The 15,760-nt window shown below is 53.0% G+C and carries 9 protein-coding genes and 1 tRNA gene; 3 read left to right on the top strand and 7 right to left on the bottom strand.

Annotated elements, in window-relative coordinates; genetic code table 11:
• The first annotated feature begins 922 nt into the window (after positions 1 to 922).
• The gene (locus DOM66_RS10355; protein ID WP_110690072.1) at positions 923 to 4,906 is read left to right on the top strand and encodes an RNA-directed DNA polymerase; all 3,984 of its coding nucleotides are present in this window, start codon (positions 923 to 925) and stop codon (positions 4,904 to 4,906) included.
• A gap of 251 nt (positions 4,907 to 5,157) precedes the next feature.
• On the opposite strand, the gene DOM66_RS10350 is transcribed toward DOM66_RS10355, so the two are convergent.
• From DOM66_RS10350 to DOM66_RS10320, 7 genes are all read right to left on the bottom strand, one after another.
• The gene (locus DOM66_RS10350; protein ID WP_110690071.1) at positions 5,158 to 8,178 is read right to left on the bottom strand and encodes a DEAD/DEAH box helicase; all 3,021 of its coding nucleotides are present in this window, start codon (positions 8,176 to 8,178) and stop codon (positions 5,158 to 5,160) included.
• A gap of 248 nt (positions 8,179 to 8,426) precedes the next feature.
• Complete coding sequence (locus DOM66_RS10345) at positions 8,427 to 8,885, bottom strand: hypothetical protein (RefSeq protein ID WP_110690070.1); 459 nt, start codon at positions 8,883 to 8,885, stop codon at positions 8,427 to 8,429.
• Positions 8,886 to 8,985: 100 nt separating this feature from the next.
• Complete coding sequence (locus DOM66_RS10340; protein WP_110690069.1) at positions 8,986 to 9,906, bottom strand: nucleotidyl transferase AbiEii/AbiGii toxin family protein; 921 nt, start codon at positions 9,904 to 9,906, stop codon at positions 8,986 to 8,988.
• Positions 9,896 to 10,672 (bottom strand): type IV toxin-antitoxin system AbiEi family antitoxin domain-containing protein, encoded by a 777-nt coding sequence (locus DOM66_RS10335; protein WP_110690068.1) that lies wholly within the window; start codon positions 10,670 to 10,672, stop codon positions 9,896 to 9,898. The genes DOM66_RS10340 and DOM66_RS10335 overlap by 11 nt, the downstream gene beginning before the upstream one ends.
• A 216-nt stretch (positions 10,673 to 10,888) precedes the next feature.
• Positions 10,889 to 11,245 carry a nucleotide pyrophosphohydrolase gene (locus DOM66_RS10330; protein WP_110690067.1) on the bottom strand — a complete coding sequence of 119 codons (357 nt, stop codon included), beginning with the start codon at positions 11,243 to 11,245 and terminating at the stop codon, positions 10,889 to 10,891.
• Between the two features lie 106 nt (positions 11,246 to 11,351).
• Positions 11,352 to 13,781, bottom strand: coding sequence for a DNA/RNA helicase domain-containing protein (locus DOM66_RS10325; RefSeq protein WP_245392410.1), 2,430 nt, complete (start codon positions 13,779 to 13,781; stop codon positions 11,352 to 11,354).
• Between the two features lie 359 nt (positions 13,782 to 14,140).
• Positions 14,141 to 14,217: transfer RNA gene (locus DOM66_RS10320), tRNA-Ile, on the bottom strand.
• Between the two features lie 83 nt (positions 14,218 to 14,300).
• Here DOM66_RS10320 and DOM66_RS10315 point away from each other — a divergent pair.
• A complete protein-coding gene (locus DOM66_RS10315; protein WP_245392409.1) occupies positions 14,301 to 14,909 on the top strand; it encodes a hypothetical protein in 609 nt (202 codons plus the stop codon).
• Positions 14,910 to 14,960: 51 nt separating this feature from the next.
• Positions 14,961 to 15,704: a 4'-phosphopantetheinyl transferase family protein gene (locus DOM66_RS10310; RefSeq protein WP_188115170.1), complete on the top strand. Its 744-nt coding sequence runs from the start codon at positions 14,961 to 14,963 to the stop codon at positions 15,702 to 15,704.
• Positions 15,705 to 15,760: the final 56 nt, after the last annotated feature.

The following is a 15,760-nucleotide window of genomic DNA, read 5'->3' as shown; positions in this document are numbered from 1 at the left end:
TAAACAGGGCTCTCTTATGAGCAGTGCAGGCCGACCGCTTTCGGGAAGCCACCTATTCGCCAGGCCACCTATTACCGTCTGAGCGTCTACCAAGCCGCCCACGGCCTGGGCATCATTCGCGCCAAGCTCACCTATCGGCTGCAGAAATTGGGGGTGGAGTCCAGTCAATATCGGTCTCCCAATGGCACATAAGTTGGGGTGGTGGGGGTGGTATGGGCTTTCGGATAGATAAAGCGAATTGGATCGGCGCCGATCAACTGAGTCACTGTTTGCGGCACGTGGCTGCCATTGGGTAGGTGCACTCACGCAAAGAACAGGTGTGGGCAATGCCTGGAAGGGTAACAGAGAGCCGTATCGGGAAGCGCTATATCACCGATCCGATACCGGGCTCGGTCAAGAGAGAGTCCACGAGCCGAGGGATTATGAGTTCGCTTTTAAAACAATAAGTTACTGATACCCAAGGGAAAGTGACCGAAATCTAGCGAAAGGTACAGTTCTTTGGAATCAGTAGGTTAGCGAAATCTAAGCATACCATAGAAAACTTAAGTGTGTACCGGTACTGTACCGATCAGGAGATCGGGGCGCGCACGTGAGCCCTCAGTACGGCCCCTCGGCACCTCTCGTGCATAAACACCGCACCTGACGTGTGGCACTATCCAATGACGGGCCCTATGGACCGGCAAAACAACAGTAAGTGGACGGTGTGGTACACCATCGGCTGCGCAGAGGGTGGCAAGGATCATCATGATTTCAGGCGAGCTGGTCGTCGAGCAGCTGACTGTGCGAGGCGTGGTGGCGTTCCAGGTCAGCCATACCTGGAAAAGACGCTGCACATCTATCAATACATCAAAGGATAGGCCCAAGGCTAACCAAGAGGCACCGAAATATTTCGTTGACAAGGTAGCCGATCAAGGAAAAACAAATGCCAGTACTTAATTCAAAATATGACCAGCTATTTCTGAATGACAAATACCTGACCGACCCCTTACTTCTGGCATTGGCCTGGAAAAAGGCCCATGACTATATCCGCACCACCAATTGGTATGCAGATAACTTTGAACTGGACGTTTCATCCATCGATCTGCGAAATCGATGTGCCGAGTGGGCCCACGATATTGAGGGTAAACTTAAGTTTGAACCTCTCGAGCTGGTTCCGGCCCCCAAGGCCTGCCCATGGGGGTTTATAGAGCCCAAAGGGGACATAGAAAAAGTAATTGCAGAGTTCAAACTTATCTGGAAGCCGGCAGATGAAAAACAGCTCACTCTGAGACCACTGGCGCACGTAGGTATCCGCGAACAGACCATCATGACTCTACTGATGATGTGTCTAGCCAATGACGTGGAGTCAACCCAAGGCGATCCCACGACTTCTTACGACGAAGTTCACGATAAAGAAGTTGTCAGCTACGGCAATCGACTCTATTGCAGATACGAAGACGACAAAGCCGAACACAGCTACGGTGCAACCACAACATACAGCAAATATTTCAGAGACTACCGCAGATTCTTGCAACGTCCTTACTATTTCGCCAGCAAGGCGCTACCAGAGAAATCGAGAGATGAAGAGGTGTATCTCGTAGAGCTGGATCTGAGCCAATTCTTTGACCGCGTTGACAGAAAAGAGCTCATCAAACAAGTCAGGGATCTGTCTGACGAGCAAAAATTAACAGGAACATCAAATCACACAACCAGAGACCACGTGCTGGCCGCATTTGAGCAGTGGGAATGGTCACTGGAAGCCGAGCAGCGTTTCCCTGAAGTATGCCAAACCCCTGATATCAAGACGGCACCGAAGGGTCTACCTCAAGGCCTAGTCGCGTCAGGCTTCCTTGCCAATATCTACATGCTCGGATTTGATGGTGTCATGAGTAGCCTTATTGGTGACACCATTGATCTGGCGGAACCGCCTGACACCCCCATCAAACTTATCGATTATTGTCGTTATGTCGATGACATACGCTTGGTCGTTATTGCCCCCAATCGAGAATATTTTGAAAGCAAATCACAATCTGAGAAAAACGAGGGGGAAAGCCATCTCAAAGCAATCAAGAAGGCGTTAGAGAGAAAAATAGAAACTGAGCTAGACACTCTTAATTTGAACCTGAAGCTCAATGAAAAAAAAACCAAGATAGAGATCTACAGAGGGAAATCTGTCGGCATTTCGAAAACACTGGAAGACATCCAGTCAAGCATCAGTGGCCCAGTCTCTCTTGAGGATGCAGACACCTACCTCGGGCAACTAGAATCATTGCTATTGCTGTCAAACAACAAGACCCATGAACAATCTGAAACCGAATCTTCTAGGCGCTTCAATCGCCTTGCAGCCGTAGAGAAGGATATCTTCGATGTACGAGAAGATACACTGAAGCGATTCACGGCTAATAAGGTAACGAGCCTACTAAGCGATATCCGGCATTTTACTGCCAGAGAAGTTGATGACAACGGTCAACCCATACCCGGTGACTGGGACTATCTCCAAGAACGGCTCGCGCGGCGTTTCATCGCCAACTGGAGCCATGAGCCCTCTCTAGTTCTTCTGCTGAAAAAAGGGCTGGAGCTGTTCCCGAGCACCAAGCTTCTTACACCAGTCCTGCAGCAGCTCCGGCACCTTCAGGACTATGAATATCATCTCTGGGAGGACCGTTGTCCCAAACAAGCGGAAATAGCAAATTACTGTATGGCTGAAATCTTCCGCCACTCCGCTACCGTAATTCATCGCAAAGATAGACACGCCATTCCCGCTCACGCAGATATTGATGATTTTTTCGAGGTATTGCAAGATCTGGCTGTCGACATTGCTTCTCGCCCTATAGATAATGATAAACCAAGTAAAAAAGTGGAAGTTGATGCGGCCACCCAAGAAACGATTGAACCTAGCTTAGGTGAACATCGAAAAAGATTCGACTTCCTGGTGGACCAGGCACGTTTCCTTCTTCTAGTAAGGCTTGATACCACCTTAGAAGAAAATAGTACTGATCCGTTCTATGATTTCATCTTAAAGCTCACCAAGGGTTTCAGAAATATTAGCTTACCTAAAAATTTCGGTATTCGCGATACTGCAGCCAGCATCCTTATTGCCAAGCAACTGGTAATCGACCAGAAACCTGTTTTGAGAGCAACGGCTTCTTTGCTTGAAGTTCATAATGACCCTGTAGGGATAACTGAGCTTATCGCAATCCAGGATATGGCATTCTGTCGTTCACTCATACTGCATGCTCGCCCCCTTAAGTACGGCTGGCTTAACCAACTCAAGACGAACAAGATCTACAGCAAGCTCTACCTCGACACCAAGCCATCGGCAAAGGCGCTCAAGGATATCAAGGATGACATAGCTATCTACAAGCTTATCAGTCGGCCGGACAACCCTCTGGCCAATGAAATCATGGCACTTAAGTTAATGCAGGCTCTACTGGGGAAAGAAAACGATTTCCAGAAGGCTAAGCCTGACGATGTAATAGACTTGGGTCAGACAAAGATTCAATTTGGTAGCTACTCGAATCCACCTAAGTTCAAAGCCTTTGAAGCCGAGTTGAATATCAGTGAACTAGCATTTCATGCATCACTTAGCCAGCTAGCCTACCACCTTCACCGCGAGCAAGATGAGCTGGACGATACATTTATACTGCAACGCATAGCTCTCTGCATAAGAGCCGTTCTAGCCGGTTCTGATGACCCAACAGGATTTGGTCAGTCTATCACCCCGAACGTAGGCTACCGAGGCTTGAGATCAACCCAATATAAAAGGCAAGTCGGCCTACTTACTACCCCTGAGGCTCTAGTAGGTGAGGCCGCACAGTTCTCGGCTTGGCTTACGACGTTACTTTCAAAGTTGCTAAAATGGCCTGGCATTCGTGTGAATGATCAGGGTTATTCCTGGCCGAATGCGCTCACTGTGGAAGCTGTAAAACAACTCGTGGAAAAACGCCTTTCTACACTGAAAGAAAGCTACTGCCAGCAATCCGAGATCCCAGGACTCCCAGAGTTGATCACACCTAACTGGGACAACACAAAAGACACTAAAAACAGCCTGAAAGTTGCCATGGTTCAGGCCAAAATGCCCCAACAGAATGATTTTTCTAAGCATGGTATTTTATTGAATGATCCTGTATATCGGACCAAACACCGCCGACACGTGGCAAGAGTCGCAACACTAATAACCAAGCATATCGAGGCCCAGCATCTTGAAAAGCCTAAGAACGGAGAGCGCGAACAGGATATTGACCTGATAGTGCTTCCAGAACTGGCCGTCCACAATGATGACCTAGACATCCTTGTCCAGCTTTCGCGCAAGACTCATGCAATAGTACTTTCCGGTCTTGGCTTTATTAATCAACCTGGAGTAAAAGGCCCAAACAACTGCGCAATCTGGATTGTCCCCAGGAAGCACAACGGCAACCAGAACGAGATTCAAAGATTCCAAGGAAAACATCATATGATGGAGGGAGAAAGGCAGATAAACATCCAGCCATGGCGACCGTACCAACTGATGCTGGAGCTGCTTCACCCAAAATTCTCTAATGACCGCGGATTTGTCCTGACCTCTGCGATCTGCTTTGACTCCACCGACATTTCATTAAGCGCCGATCTTCGAGACAAATCTAATGCACTATTGATCCCGGCGCTAAACAGAGATGTAAATACCTTTGATTCAATGGTAGAGGCACTGCACTACCACATGTATCAATACATCGTTCTGGTCAACAGCGGTGAATTTGGTGGTTCATATGCCATGGCTCCTTATAATGAAAGGCACAAACGCCTGATAGCGCATTCAAGTGGCAACGACCAAGTGACTATCAATACATTCAAATTGAATATGTTTGATTTCCGCCGTGACGGTGTTGGCACAAGCATGAAATCAGGGATTAAGCAAAAAACGCCCCCCGCCGGGGTTTGTATCAAATAAGCGGGGAGCCAATCTTTATGGCCATCTGAAGTGCTCTCCCCTCTAACTCACCCTAATAGGGGCGGGGGGGGCACTGCAATGCCCCATGGGAGTATCAGCAAGTTGCTTTTCATTAACCCAAACTCGGAGTTCTATCACAACCCTCAACTTACACCATAGTCTAGAAATCATTTGAACAAGAATTAAAACCAAGAGACACCTTCTCCAAGAGCTTCTTGAAACTCTATTCTCTTATAGGACCTAGTCGGTAACTAACTACCTATGACAACCATGTTGTGCCCTGTGGTTTCTTTGACATACAGATCAATGGAACCCAGGAGTGACAAAACGTCAGCACTAACATTCTTGGTATCCAAACCGGGCTGAACAACATAAAACTTATATTCTTTCCTAAGGCGCCCACCATGTTGTCTTAGCAACTCAAAGTCACGAAACTCTCCTTTTTCCAACCGACTAGATTTACTAGCGTTAACACGCGAACGCTCCCTTTTCTTCAACTGATCTATCAACTTATCAAATTCGCCAACCCATTTGCAGCACTTAACGACCTGCCCACAGACTTCATAAAAATCAATAATGCGCGACCCTGGGGAAGCACCATGGGAATACTTAAGATGAAAAAACTCAATCACCAAAACTTCACCTTCATTCCTAAATGAGACTATGTCTGCTACCTCATTAGCTCCATCGTCATCAAATACAATCCAACTTTCATGCTGTTGTACAATTTTAGAAATTACGGCATATTGAATAGTATCTTTATTTTTTTCCTCTCCTTGGGATTCTCTCCTCACGTTGACACCCCAGGACCACTGTTTCAACAGACCCACTCTATAATGAGGAATTGTGAAATTATCCGGACGAACAATATGCAAGTTCTCAAATAGCTTAGAACCGTCCTCAAAGAATACCGAAGGTGATTCCTCATTATCAAAAAACTCCTCCAACAGCCTTTTTCCATCTTTATTATTTAAATACAAAAAATCCCCGCTTAACCTTTTAACTTGATACCCATTCTGAGAAATCGTATAGCTGTATTTTTCTGAAAACCCACCAACAGAAACATCAAAATCAATCTTGCCCGACTGGAACTCAAAAATTGAGAAACAGGCATCCTCAAGGTTATAGGATCTCCCCATCACCTCTAGACTTACTGATGAGAATCCATACTCGAACAAATAGTCAGGCCAATCCAGGCATATTGGAACTAAGTCAGGGACATGGCTGACCTCTCTTGTCCTCATAACCTTATCCAATATCGCATTGGGGTCTATAAGATCATCATTTAGCTTACTTCCTATTTCTCGACACCAATCTATCCAATCAATAACTGGCGCGCTACTCATAGACCACACTCGACCTTTATAAGAGCAGCCTATGCTAACTTTCGAACCGCTCTCAAACCCTTTTCCAAATAAGTTTGATTTGTAAGAGCCACCCTGCGCCAAGTCATTGATTGCAGTTTCGATATCTATACCTGTATACATCACATAGCGCAAAGGGCCACGCCTACCTTTGTTAAGCCCAGCGTTCTGTAAAACCAGCCTTTCGATGTTACCAAAACTTTTGAAAACATGATCACCTTTCAGGAGGTCTGGATTCTTTGCCAGACATTTCACCAAACGAGATCTAGCTCCTGTTTTAGAAGAATCATGTATAAATAAGAGTCCCTCCTTTTCATCATGGAAGGCTATAACAAGACGCCACTCGACTTGAGACAGCTCAGACAACGGGGCCCATTTAGTAGAAATATCTATCTTTGTCACTAACACCAGAATATTAGGATCTGATATCTTTATTGAAGCTACTAGCTTCTCACCTCTTTCCAAAGGCACTTTAGATATTTCAACATCAAGGTTTGCAGAATCAACCTTGTACACAATTGCACTTAGCGCAGGCTTTATATTTTCCAGCGGAACTTCATTTCCTGTTGTCACTGAATTCTCAATAAGCTCTTGGAATTCCACCTCTCTCTTAATGCTTGCCTCGCTTATTCTTTGGAGAGACCTATTCCAATCAGGGTCTTCTTCATACAGGCTCTTTAAAGTATCTTCGACCTTTTGGTCACAGATATTCGCTACAAAGGTAGGGTTTCCTAAATCAGGACGATCTCGCACAAATCGCCCAGCAAACTGCAGAGTTATAGGCAGACTTTTATGTATATCATGCAAGGCGCAAACTTTTAGCTCTGGCAAATCAAAGCCCTCCCCTAGCATGTTAACACAAACAACAACACGGTGTTCTTTTTCAACAACTGCTTTCAACTTTTTTTTCTGACCAGCCATCCCGCTATAAATAACTACTGGATTTAAGTCACCGTAATTTTCCTTGTAAATCTCCCCCACGTCGTTTGCTCTTTGCTTTGTCTCACACCTTGCCATAAGGATGTGATCGTAGCCATTCGACAAATCTTCTCGCAGTTGAGCTACTGCTGTTTCAGCGACTTTCTCATCACCAATGATATCGCTGACTTCATACACGGACTTAAAAGTAATGTTTCTAAAATAACCATTTTTTTGCGCCAGGGATATCGGGTAGTTGTAAATTATCTTACCCCCTACTTTCTCCCTATCCTCCCTAAACGGAGTAGCTGTAAACTGAACAACATCTTTTCCAGAAAATGCCTCTTTCACAGATCGCCAGATTTTAGCTTTAACGTGATGGGCTTCATCTACAAATAAGTGACTACAAGCTTGAAAAAGCTTTTTCTTGATCTGTGGACCTGAGAGGTTAAGAGAATGCGGCGTGGTCACAATCACATTAGCGGACAGAAGGAAACTAAGCTCTTCATTACTTTCAAGCCTTCCTGAGATTAACGCAACTACTGGGTTGAGAGTTTCTTTATGTATCGCATTTAACTCCCTTAGCTTTCCCAAACTGATACACTTATTGAAAGTTTGTTCGCGCAAGCTATCTGTCGGCACCACTACTAATGCTTTATCAACCGGCAACCCACATATGGAAGCTAACATTGTTTCAGTTTTTCCAGTTCCTGTCGGCATCACAACAGTAACATCTTTTCTTTCGTGCCCAGTCAAGTGAGACAAAATAGAATATAGTGCTGAAACCTGAGGCTGCCGTAAGCTTTTAATTTCATAACAGGGGTCAAGCGCGTCGACAGGAGTAACTTTTAGAGAAGTTCTCCAAGACTCTTTGACAGCTTCTGAAACTTTCTCGAAGCTCTTAACTAATAGATCATCTCTATTAGATGAAAAACACAGCTTAACGTTTCCAAGCTCCCTCTCTATAACCCTATCTTCTCTGCTTGACATATCCCTGCCTCATGGTTGTCATTTGCAACTGACTTAATAGATTTACTTTTTTCCAGCAAATCAAATCCATCAGCTTATTATAGGAGTTCACGACCTCATGTTTCACATTCGCCGTCGCGGCGGTGTCGAAAAATTTATAAAATCGGTGGCAGACCCTCATTATTTCACGCATTTTCTGACCGGTAAGTCGACAGCTCATTTGTTTGCCTGCACATTTCGCGCTGACTTGCCCGCCAGCAACTTGAGTATCAACAACGCAAATTGCCGCCCTGTTTCCTCTTATGTTCGCTGAGGACGTCGAGCACGGCGTCAGTGACCTTCTTTGGGAATAGGACGTGCATCACCTGGTCTTCGCTGTGATTGCGCACCTGAGCCCTAACCACTTCTTTGCGCTCGATGCGGTCGGTTATGCCGTTGGCGAAGTGCAGCTTGTCGTCATCGCTGACCTCGGGGCCGTAAAGATCGTTGAGCCGGTTGATGATCTCGGCCAGGCGCTGCCTCTCGGGGTCGCGGGGCTTGCCAGAGCGAGCATCGTTGACCGAAGTAAGGCCGTAGTCCTCCCCAGCCACTGCCAGGAGAAGGCGTTCCTCCTCAAGCTTGATGAGGCGATAGTGGGGCAATTCCAGCCAGCCGACGTACTCCCAGCCGCCGGCAAACATGACCTTGGTGACGTTCCACTGGGACTGAGCTTCCCTGCTGTTCGCCATGTCATCCCCTGCGCGTGGCGTAATTATACGTAACAGCCTAGCGTTTAAAGGATATAAGGAGAAGTCTACTTAGGCCGTTAATCCGCCAGGGCACGCCGCATCATTGTCGAAGTCTGCCCAAGGCCTGCACCAACAGCTCCAGTGATTGTCGGTGCTTATCCGAATGCATGTTATGAATGTTGGCGAGCTTCCAGCGCACGGCTGGCAGCCGATCGACACCCGGCAGCGGAAGCAGCGTCCAGTCAGGCGCCCCCTGCTTGAAGGACAGAAGGAAGCGAACGTCTTCATCCGTCATCAGCTGCCCCAGCCGCGACAGCAGCTCATTACGGACGCTCTCCAGCTCCTGCAACTGAAGGTCAACCCTGGCCATCCCGACAAACTCCTGTCGGTAGACGTCATCCAACGGTTTCAGCCGTGGGTTGATCACTTCGTTCAAGGGCCTGGGATGCCCCAGCAGATAGACCAGGAAACCTTCGAATACACTGCGATCCAGGCCGCCCTGGTTCAGCAGCAGCTTCACATCGAAAAGGTCCCGGGGGTGCTGGCGATCCAGCGCGGCGCAGATCTTGCCGCCATACAGGTCCGGCAGTGACACCACCTGCACCGCCGCAAAGCCGTACTCGTCCTCCACGGCTTCAACGACGTCGCGCTCCTGGGGCGGGTGCAGAGTGCCACGCAGTACCGGCGATACCTCCACCTTCACCTGGCTACGCCCTCGGCGCACCAGGATTCTCAGCTCGTCTCGGCGATTATCCTGGAGCTCGGCTCGCACGCCTGGCAGTCGGGCGCTGAAAGTCTCTGCCAGTCGCTTCAGCGCATCGCGACAGCGTCGCAGCGCCTCGTCACGGGGCTCCAGCGGCAGGTAGGCCAGGTCGATGTCGACCGATAGACGGGGTAATGGCTGCACGAAGAGGTTGATGGCCGTACCGCCCTTCAGGGCGAAGCACGGCTCGTCATTGAGGAAAGGCAGCAGCGAGACCAACAGCCTGACCTGTTCATGGTAGCGAGCTTCAATCGGCATGCAGGAACGCCTCCGGCACCGTCACGTGATATTCCCTATCCAACTTGCCGCCCTGGCAGAGCTGCCGCTTGCCTTTGCCGAGGTCCAGTCGGCGTGGTTCCAGACGACCGTACCAGGCATGCCCGGCGTGGCGAGCCAGCACCAGGAAGGCACGCTTGGTTCTCACCGAACGGCACCCCTCCAGCAATGCCTGCAGCCGGCGCGGGCGCAGCGTATTGAGCCCGCCGAAAGTGTCCACCAGCTCACTGCTGAACAGCAGCGCATTCGGCGTCACGGCGATCCACTCCAGGACCGCTCGCTCGGGGGTCGATACCTGCAAGCTGAAGGCCCTGCCATCCGGCGCGTAGTCCGTGAAGCTGCCGGGAAGCTGCACCGGCAGGCCCTTTTCAGAGTGGAGCACCATCCGCCCTGCCCACTCGGCATCACTCAACCACCGGGGCAGCCGAACGGCTTCCTTGCCATATAGATGCGTTGTGCGCTCCCCCATGGGCAGGTAGTGGGCAAAGCCATGCAGTGCCAGGGCCGTCTGGCCACCCGGCCAAAGCGGTGGTAAGCCCGTGTCGTCGCTCGCCTGCAAGGCGAAAACAGCGCTCTCCCAGGTAAGAGGCTCCCCCGCTTGGCAGTAGGCGCCGTGCCCCACGCGTTGCAGCCAGCCACTGCCGGCCAGCTTACGCGCCTGATCAGAGGTGACGCCGTGTGACGCCAGCCAGGCGGTCGTCACGACGGCGCCATACGGGATCTTGTGCAGCAGCCGGTTTATTTTCACGTGAAAAAGCGGCCTTAAATTCCGTCTTCAGAGTGAAGAATAAACCACCTTGGTTTATTTTCAAGCACAGAATCGCCATTAAAGACCGCTTTTAGCGCAAATTTTAAACCGAAAGCTGAGTCTTCGGCCTTGCTAGAGGCTGAATTCAGCGGGAGGTAGCTTGAGGGACAAAGCTAGCCGAGAAGGCCGCTGCTGGGGGCAAAGCGGCCACACACGTTAATCCTGGTAGTGCGTGTACTTTTTCGCGCTTCCCTTCACTTGGTCGGCGGGATATTTCTCCGCATTCTTCTCCATCTTCGCCCGGCATGCCGCTTCGATATCCACGTCCAGCTTGCCTGCCAGCCGGATCAGGTACAGCTGAACATCGGCAATTTCGTCACGCACGGCGGCCAGTTGCTGCTCATCCAGCTCCCTGGACTGCGCTTCGCTCAGCCACTGGAAGCACTCCTGCAGTTCAGCTGCCTCCACCGTCAGCGCCATGGCCAGGTTCTTGGGCGAGTGGAACTGGTCCCAGTCGCGCTCGGTGGCGAACTGGTCCATGGCGTCGCGGAGCTGCTTGAACGGGTCTGGCATCTAGCGTCACCTGGTTCTGCGGTATCGGATAGCGGTGAGCATGCCTGCTCTACCGCTCTCTATCCAGCCGGTATCGGCATTGGCGACCATCCGGCCGCCCACTCGCTCACAGCACGGAGAGGAATTCACCGATGACCTTCAGGTCCTCGAGCTCATCCTCGAGCACGATATCCTTGTAGCCGAAGGCGTTGGTCTGGGGCTTCAGCACGATGCGCTGGTTCACGTACTCGCCGTACGCCTCGATCTTCTCGCTCTGATAGAGCTTGATCGTGAAGCTACCGCCGTAATCCGGGTCTTCGATTGAGCGATGCTGGACCACGACGACCTTGCCCTGCCGCGTGCCGCCAGGATTGGCACGGAACAGGCACCAGGCGCCATTGGGTATACGCCGGTTCATCGACTCCCCCACCACCCGACTGACGAAGAGGTCGGGACTCATGCGTAGATGCTCCGGCAGCTCGATCCAGTGTTCGGCGTCGGCGATCTGCATTTCGCTGAACTGACCGGCGGCAATGCTCAAGTCATAGACGGGCACATGACGCTCGAACGGCTCGGCGTCTTCGCGCGTCACGATAGGCAGGTGCAAGCCATCCAGCGCTTCTTCCAGCGCGGTATCCTCACCTTGCCCGGCGGAGTCGCGTGCAAAGGCCGCGAAATATTCTCGGGTTTCGGGGTCCGTGGCATAGACATAGCAGCCCTTCTGGCCCCGCGTCATGAGCGTGCGGTAGGTGTTCTTGATGATCTGATCCGCCAGCTTGCGGGCGTGCTCCGGCTCCTGCTTGAGCAGCGTCTTGTAGCCGTGCACCGAGCGATCCTGGCTGGCGCGCTTGGCCGCGTCCGTCACCACCCGCCCGTCGCGAATGACGAAGTCGTTCCCGATGATGACGCCAACATAGTCGAATTCGAGCCCCTGACAGGTGTGGATACAGCCAACCTGCTCGACAGAGGCATCGGCAATCGCCCATAGCATGCCGTCGTCATCGAGATTCCACTGGGCCGCAAAGCCGTACTCGGGGAAGACGATGTCCATGGCGTGCTTGTCTTTCTTGCTCGCCCACGGCCAGCAGTAACCGGCGACCATGCGCGCCTTGTTGGCCTTGCGGTTCTTGTCGAGAATCGCGCGGCGCAGGGCGCTCGGGTCATCGAATACCTGGAAGTCGTAGTCGATGCCCTCCAGGTCGGTGTTGGCCGTGGTACGGATCTGCAGCGCATGATCGAGCCAGGCCAGATAGCCATCCGAGCCGTTGCAGCGGAACTGCGAGGCCAGCTCCAGCTCACTGACCTCGGCGCCGCACTCCGCTGCCCGCCGCCGAACCTCCTCGACCGTACCCACGTCTTTCAACGTCACACGCTGCGCTTCGTCGATGAAGAAGATCGAGAGCCGTGACGCGACGATGATCTCCTTGATCTGGCTCTCGCCCAGGTTCTGATACATGCCGGACTTTTCGTTCAGGCGATGTGCCTCGTCGACGATCAGCGCGTGGAAGGTATCCGGCTCGGCGTTGACGTAGCTGCCCGAGCCCTTGAACAGATTGTCGATATGGGTCTTCTTGCGCGTGCCGGTAAGCCGCTTCTTGAACACTTCGCGCGGAGCCGAATTGCGCGAGACGTATTGCGTCATCATCTCACGCTTCGTCAGCTCCACCAGCAGGTTGATCGCGACCACCGACTTGCCGGTGCCCGGGCCGCCCTTGACGATCAGGCACTGCTTGCCGCCCTTGGCGACCCGATGGGCGAGATCGAGTGCTGTTTCATAGACCAGTTTCTGTTCGTCGATCATCAGAAACTCGGCGTTACCATCCATCATCGAGGCCAGGGCATCCGCAAGGTTCTTGCTCGGCTTGATCACCCCGTGCTCGATGCGATACATGATGTTGTCGCTATCGCCGTATTTGATGTGCTGGCTGAGAAATGCCGAGAGCTTCAGGGCATCCGGCGAGATGAATACAGGCGCTCGACCGGTGTGATGGGAGTAGAAGGCATCATTGATGGCGTCTCCCTGCTTCATGTTGTGCAGGTAGGCGCAGGGCATCAGTTGGATCGACTCCGACCGCACCGTCTCGTTGTAGTCATTGATGAGGTCTGCGTAAGACCACGCCTGATACGAGGGATGATTGGTCTCACGCACTCCTTTGCCCAGGCGAGTCTTGACGATGGCATCCTTTTTCGTCACCTCGACGGACTCCCACTGTTTCAGCTCGATGATGACAGCAGTATCGGCCCGCTGGGGATTCTTACCCGTAAGAATGAAGTCGACACGTCGATTGGTCAGCGGGATGTTGTACTCGATCGCCACACCCGCCGAAGCCGGGATACCTTCATCGAGCAAAGCGCTCATCATGAAGCGCAGCGAGTTTTCCCAGGACAGCATCTCATTACGGGGCGAGTTGCGGTTTAGCCGGCGAGCCACCTCGTTATTGATAGTGTCGGTAATGACATTGGCGCGCACATCATCGATGAACTGCTGCTTGGTGGCGTTGTAGACCAGCATATCCCCGTACTGCCCCCTTCCCTCGATGGCTCGGCTATGGTTCATCACATTCGAATGTAACGATTATGCACGCTGATGCCCTGCGCGATATACGCAGGGGTAAAAATCGTGCGCGGGGCTCAAAGCCCATCTCTAAGCATAGGGGACTCATAATCCCTTGGTCCTGACGCATGCCTCATCGGCCAGGTGGGCTATCGGTCTTCGTACAGCACTAATGAACCGAACCGGCCGGCCGTTGCCAAAGAGATCTACCCATTCGCCTGCGCAGGCCGCATCGCACAACCCTCGGGCTCGTGAGTTCGAAACGCATCAGTTGGGGAAGCTAGTGCTTGAGCACAGGCAGTTTGAAGGCAGGCTCTCATGCCCTGAAGCGGTCTGGAGAAGACCTGAAAGACGGGAAACTGTGGTGGGCCCAGTAGGACTTGAACCTACGACCAAGGGATTATGAGTCCCCTGCTCTAACCAACTGAGCTATAGGCCCTGAAACGCGGGAGCCGTATGATACCCAAAGCCAGGGGCGCAGACCAGACATTGCCCCGCTCGTCTCTGTCCAGGGAGGACACCATGTCATCGAATACGCTTTTACGCCGCGTCGCCGGCGTCTTACTGCTGGGTGCCGCCTCGGCGTTCGGCAGTGTGGCACAGGCGGCGTGGCAGCTGGACCCGAGCCACTCCCAGGTCACCGCAGAGGTGACCGAGATCACCAGCAGCGGCCAGCGGATCCCGCACCAGCACGCGCTCAAGCGCATGGAGGGCGAAATCAGCGCAGATGGCACGCTGCGCCTGCCGGTGCGGCTCAACCAGACCGATCTGCTGGATCGGCTGGGCCAGTTGCCGCCGTGGATGTCGTCGCTGACCAATTCCACCCTGGTCACGGTGGTGACCCAACTGCCGCCGGAGCGCATCAACTCGCTGCGCGTGGGGCAGTCCACCGTCGAGGTGCTCAAGCTGCGTACCGATGCCAACGGCGAGCAGCGCCAGGAGCGCCTGCCGGTGCGCTTCACCCGCGAGGCCGAGAATCGGGTCCGGGTGCGCAACGCCGAGCCGGTATCGCTGGATGGCAAGCAGCTGATGAAGAACGGCACCGTGCGCACGATCCTCTCGCTGCTGGGCTATCAGCAGATCGGTGACGAGGTGCCGGTCAAACTCGATGCCCTGCTGGTCGACCGCTGATCCATGGCTGGGCATGCCGGTATGAGCCCGGGGATGGGCGCCGATGCGCCCGTGAGCACGGGCGTTTCATCCGAGACGCTGCCGCCGGGTTGCCAAGGTGAAAGCACCGCCTGGCCCTGGCCGCAGCCCCTCGCGGGGGTGCACTGTGCCCGGCTCCACTTCGCTGTCGATGCGCTGAGCGCGGCGGATCTCTCACCATGGCAGGTCGCCCTGCCCGAGCGTCTGGCCAGTGCGGCCACCAAACGCCGCGCCGAGTATCTGGCCGGGCGCCTGTGTGCGCGGCAGGCGCTGGGTGCGCTCACCGGCACCCCCACCACGCCGCAGACGGATAGCGAACGCTTGCCGCTGTGGCCCGCGGGCTGCGTGGGGTCGATCACCCATAGCCAGGGGCTGGCGGCGAGCGTGGTGGCGGAGCGCTCACGCCTTGCCGGTATCGGCCTGGATGCCGAGGGCGAGCTCGACCCGGCCCGGGCGCTGCGCCTGGCGCCGCAGATTCTGGTGGAGAGCGAGCGCGAGTGGCTAACAAGCCTGCCGCCAGCGCAGCAGGCGGCCTTCGTGACCCAGGTGTTCTCGCTCAAGGAGAGCCTGTTCAAGGCGCTCTATCCGCTGGTGCGCCAGCGTTTCTACTTTCCCCATGCCCGTCTGGTCGAGTGGCAGCCCGCTGCCGGTGCGGTCACGCTGGAGCTGGGCAAGACGCTGGCACCGCAGTGGCCGGCGGGGCGTAGACTCACCGGCCAGGTAGCACGGGTGGATGGCTATCACTTGACCCTGGTCACGATTCCGCGACAATCGTGAGCAGACAAACGGTTTTTTCCCTGACGGGCCACTGCGATTCTTCCGACACTCGCACC

It is taken from the genome of Salinicola endophyticus, assembly GCF_003206575.1.
GTDB classification, from domain to species: domain Bacteria; phylum Pseudomonadota; class Gammaproteobacteria; order Pseudomonadales; family Halomonadaceae; genus Salinicola; species Salinicola endophyticus.
The sequence above is the reverse complement of the archived record's forward strand: the minus strand, read 5'-3'. Positions and strand labels throughout refer to the sequence as shown.

Bases quoted from the DNA above. Each gene is read 5' to 3' on its own strand.
- DOM66_RS10325 (WP_245392410.1), bottom strand. From the start codon at position 13,781: ATGAACCATAGCCGAGCCATCGAGGGAAGGGGGCAGTACGGGGATATG.
- DOM66_RS10355 (WP_110690072.1), top strand. From the start codon at position 923: ATGCCAGTACTTAATTCAAAATATGACCAGCTATTTCTGAATGACAAA.
- DOM66_RS10350 (WP_110690071.1), bottom strand. From the start codon at position 8,178: ATGTCAAGCAGAGAAGATAGGGTTATAGAGAGGGAGCTTGGAAACGTT.
- DOM66_RS10330 (WP_110690067.1), bottom strand. From the start codon at position 11,245: ATGCCAGACCCGTTCAAGCAGCTCCGCGACGCCATGGACCAGTTCGCC.
- DOM66_RS10345 (WP_110690070.1), bottom strand. From the start codon at position 8,885: ATGGCGAACAGCAGGGAAGCTCAGTCCCAGTGGAACGTCACCAAGGTC.
- DOM66_RS10340 (WP_110690069.1), bottom strand. From the start codon at position 9,906: ATGCCGATTGAAGCTCGCTACCATGAACAGGTCAGGCTGTTGGTCTCG.
- DOM66_RS10315 (WP_245392409.1), top strand. From the start codon at position 14,301: ATGTCATCGAATACGCTTTTACGCCGCGTCGCCGGCGTCTTACTGCTG.